Source organism: Gordonia sp. (in: high G+C Gram-positive bacteria) (genome assembly GCF_012515855.1).
Classification (GTDB): domain Bacteria; phylum Actinomycetota; class Actinomycetes; order Mycobacteriales; family Mycobacteriaceae; genus Gordonia.
The window spans coordinates 1-3,827 of record NZ_JAAYXO010000147.1; the positions used below are offsets into that span (position 1 = coordinate 1).

Consider the following 3,827-nt stretch of genomic DNA (forward strand, 5'->3'; position numbering starts at 1 on the left):
CTCGTCGGGCGCGACGGCCCGTGGCTGCTGGGCCTGCAGATGACCAGCAAGGACCACGACTTCGACGAGCGCCAGGAAGCCCGCGCGGGCCGCTTCTGGGTCGACATCGGCGCCGGGGACTGGGACAACCGCGGCCGCGAGTCAGAGGTGCGGGTGAACCGCGTCCTCCGCCTCGACCCGGATGCCGTGCGACGCGTCTCGGTCTCGCTGCCGCGGCCCCTGTTCGACCAGGTCGTCGCCGGCATGCGCGAGCACCTGTAGCGCCCTTCGGCAGACTTCTGAGTTCCTAAGGAACGTCAAGCCACTTGGCGGCTTGTAGGCTTGGTGGAGGCGGGCTGGGATGTTGGAGCGCTTTGCGACTCCTGTGACTCCTGGCCCGCCGCATGCTTGCGGCGTTCGCGCATCCGCTGGTGCCGGACGTTGTCGCGGCGGCGCGGTTGGAGTTGGTAGCGGTCCTTGACGATCGCGCGGCCTTCGGCCTCGGTGATCGGGGTGCCGTCGACGTCGCGTAGGACGTAGTGCTGGCCGGTGCGCATGCAGGTCGCGATCCGGGTCAGCATGGTCGTGGCCAGGTGGCAGACCGCTGAGGAGTGGTGCCGATCGCCTGCCATCAGCCGCTGGTACTTCGCCGCGATCTGCGGGTCGACCTTGCGGGCCTGGTCAGCAGCGGCGAACAGCATCTCGCGCAGCAGCGGGTCGCCGGCCTTGGTGATCGAGGACTCGACCTTCGACACCCCGGACTGGCTGACCTTCGGCACCAGACCGGAGTAGGCGCGGATCGCAGCCAGGGAGGTGAACCGGTGCGGGTCACCGATCCGGCCGGCGATCACGGCACTGATGACCGGCCCGACCCCTGGCGCTGAAGCGACGATCCCGTCGGGGTCGGCATCGGCGTAGAGGTTCGCGATCCGCTCGTCGATCTCCTTGATCTGACCGGTCAGGAACAGTGCCTGCTCGGCCTCGTGGGCGATGTCGGCGGCGAGCTCGGCGAAGTCCATCCCGTCGCTGCCGTCATCAAGGGTCCACAACGAGAGGGTCTCCTTGGCTGCGACGATCAACGCGGCGGCCCGGTCTTCGCGCCACGCGCCGCGGGAACGGGCGATCAGGAACCGTGCCAGGCGGGCCTGGCCGAGCCGGATCACCGCGTGCGGATCGGCGTAGCGGGCCAAGAACTCCAACGCGGCGATGCCATAGCGGGCGTTGAGGGCCTCGTACCAGGCCGGGCCGAGCAGCTCGGTCAGCGCGTCGAGTCGTGCGTAGACCGCGGTGCGACGTTTCACCATCGTCGAGCGCTGCCTGGTCAACCTGCGCAGCGGATCGGCCGGCCCTTGGCCGGAGTAGGGCCGCAGCCCCTCGGGATGCAGCAGCGGCAGCCGCGCGAGCAACTCGGAGTCGATCCGGTCGTTCTTGGTGTGCTTGGAGTAGTACTTGCGCAGGTCCGAGGACTGCGTGGTCGGGACCATCACCACCGTTGCGCCGCGGCGGCGGAACCACTCCGCGACCACGATCCACGCGTTCCTGGTCGGCTCAACCACCACGGTCAGCTCGCCCGGCTCTGCCAGGTCGAGGTCGTCCCAGAGCCGCTCCAGATCAGCCGGTCGGGTCCAGAACTTCCTGCCCCGCCACACGGTCTTGCCGTCGACCGCGAGCGTGGCCTGATGCGCGGCCCGGCAGGCCACGTCGATTCCCAATGTCAACGCCATCGGCGTCCTCCTGTCAGTCACTTTCGGGTTCCCAGGTGACTGACCACCGCGGCCACGGCCCAGACATTCTCTAAGCAGGAGTCCCGCACGCCGGCTGGCTCCAAGTTCCCGAACAGGGACACCGCTCGACCAGACACCGAGTCCGCGGGCGACCACTCAGATGCCAGGGATCACCACGTGTCCCGGTCGGAACGCTCGACCGCCCACGGACCCACCGTCAGGCTAAATGTCGGACGCCACGGCTAGCGTTTGCGGCATGACCAACGAGTTCGCCGAGGCCCACCGCGCGGCCTCCGCCACGTTCACCGATCGCATCAAGGGCGTCACCGACTGGGACGCCCCCGCCCCCGTCGCCGGGTGGACGGCCCGCTCGGTCGTCGAGCACCTGCTGGAGTGGTTCCCGGGCATGCTCGCCGCCGGCTCCGACATCGAACTGCCCGCGGGGCCGGATCCGAAGGCCGACCTGCTCGCCGCGTGGGAGCACCAGCGCGACGCCGTCCAAGCGGTCCTCGAGGACCCGGCCACGGCGTCCAAGACCTACTCCAACCCCATGACCGGCGACATGCCGCTGCCGGTGATGATCCAGAACTTCTACACCGCCGACGTGTTCATGCACACGTGGGACCTGTCCCGCGCGACCGGCCAGGACGACCGGCTCGACGCCGACGTGGCCGCCGGGATGCTGGCGGGGATGGAGCCGATCGAGGAGATGCTGCGCGGCTCGGGCCAGTTCGGCACGGCCCGCGGGCCGCTGCGCGACGACGCCGACGCCACCGACAGGCTGATGTCCTTCATCGGGCGCGACCCGTACTGGACGGCTTCGTGAGCGGAGCTTGACCCTGACACGGTGTCAGGCGGTGGAGTGCTGACATGTTGAGTATCGGAGAGTTCGCCCGCCTGGTCGGGGTGTCGGTGCGCATGCTGCGGCACTACGACCGGCTGGGCCTGCTCGAGCCGGCTCGCGTCGACGAGTACACGGGCTACCGCTCGTACTCCACCGGCCAACTCGACCGGGCCAACCGCCTGGTCGCGCTGAAGGACCTCGGCTTCTCCCTCGACCAGGTCGGCCACCTGCTGGCCGATGGGGCGTCCGAGGACGAGGTGCTGGAGTTGCTGCGCCAACGCTCTGAGGCGTTGACCCAGCAACTGAGGGCCGACGCACGCCGTCTCGCGCAGGTCCAGGCGAGGATCCGCCTGATCGCGAAGGAGAACCCCATGTCCACGTTCCACGAGACCACCCTGCCCGCCCTGACCCTGGTTGCCCGATCGGTGCGCATCACCGACATGGCGTCGTTCGAGACCGAGATGGGCCCGCTGTTCGACTCCGTCGGCTCGGCGCTGGCGGCGGCAGGCGTCCATCCGGTCGGCCCCGGCGTCGCCCTCTACACCCCCGACGGCGACGCGATGGTCGCCTCCGCCGCCGAGCCGATCGGGGACGCGCCCACCCCGGCCGGCCTCGACGAGATCGCGGTGGCGGCGGTCGACCGGGCGCTGACCACGCAGTATGTCGCACCCGACCTCGACGCGATCCAGGCCGCCTGGCAAGGCCTGGTCAGCGAGGTGGAGCGTCGCGGGCTCACGGCGCACGGCACCTGCCGCGAGGTGTACCTGTCGACGCCGTTCGACGGCGACGGTTGGGTCGTCGACCTCCAGCAGCCGGTCGACTGATCAGCTCTCGGTCGTCCCCGCCCGGCGGTCGACGAAGTAGCTGTCGTCCATCGCCGGGTCGGGCGCGACGGGCACGAACTGGCGGCGCAGGTGGTCCTCGACCCACCGCCGGCCCGCGACGGCCTCGCGGGCGTCGTTGACCGCGTTGCACTGGTCCTGGTTGAGGTAGAACTCGATCTCCTCCACCGCGCGGTTGGCGCGGTCGAACGCCTCGAGGTCCTCGCCCTCGGCCGAGCGCGCGACCAGCCGGTCGACCGTGCGCTGCACTGTCTCGCGGCGCAACCGGCGCTTCAGCTTGGGCAGCAGGTCGATCTTGCCGTCCTCGCTGACGATGATCACCATCGCACCGCGGCCGTCGCCGGCGAGGTAGCGGATGGCCGAGTTGTAGCGGGCCCCGCGGCCCGAGTCACCGGTGCCGGTCGCCACGCCGTCGAGGATGACGCCCACCGCGTGCAC

General features: G+C 70.1%; 4 protein-coding genes and 1 pseudogene. 3 read left to right on the top strand and 2 right to left on the bottom strand.

What is annotated here, in order from left to right; translation table 11 throughout:
• Positions 1 to 261 (top strand): annotated as a pseudogene (locus GX543_RS10985) (hypothetical protein); the annotation flags it as partial.
• Between the two features lie 35 nt (positions 262 to 296).
• Here GX543_RS10985 and GX543_RS10990 read toward each other — a convergent pair.
• A complete protein-coding gene (locus GX543_RS10990) occupies positions 297 to 1,703 on the bottom strand; it encodes an IS110 family transposase (protein WP_290851944.1) in 1,407 nt (468 codons plus the stop codon).
• Positions 1,704 to 1,959: 256 nt separating this feature from the next.
• Between GX543_RS10990 and GX543_RS10995 the strand changes: the two genes are divergently transcribed.
• Both GX543_RS10995 and GX543_RS11000 read left to right on the top strand, forming a co-directional pair.
• Positions 1,960 to 2,529, top strand: a complete 570-nt coding sequence (locus GX543_RS10995; RefSeq protein ID WP_290851945.1) for a TIGR03086 family metal-binding protein — start codon at positions 1,960 to 1,962, stop codon at positions 2,527 to 2,529.
• 44 nt (positions 2,530 to 2,573) lie between these two features.
• Positions 2,574 to 3,371, top strand: coding sequence for a MerR family transcriptional regulator (locus GX543_RS11000; protein ID WP_290851946.1), 798 nt, complete (start codon positions 2,574 to 2,576; stop codon positions 3,369 to 3,371).
• Here GX543_RS11000 and GX543_RS11005 read toward each other — a convergent pair.
• Positions 3,372 to 3,827, bottom strand: a 456-nt coding sequence (locus GX543_RS11005) for a hypothetical protein (RefSeq protein ID WP_290851947.1), incomplete at its 5' end; no start/stop codon positions are given.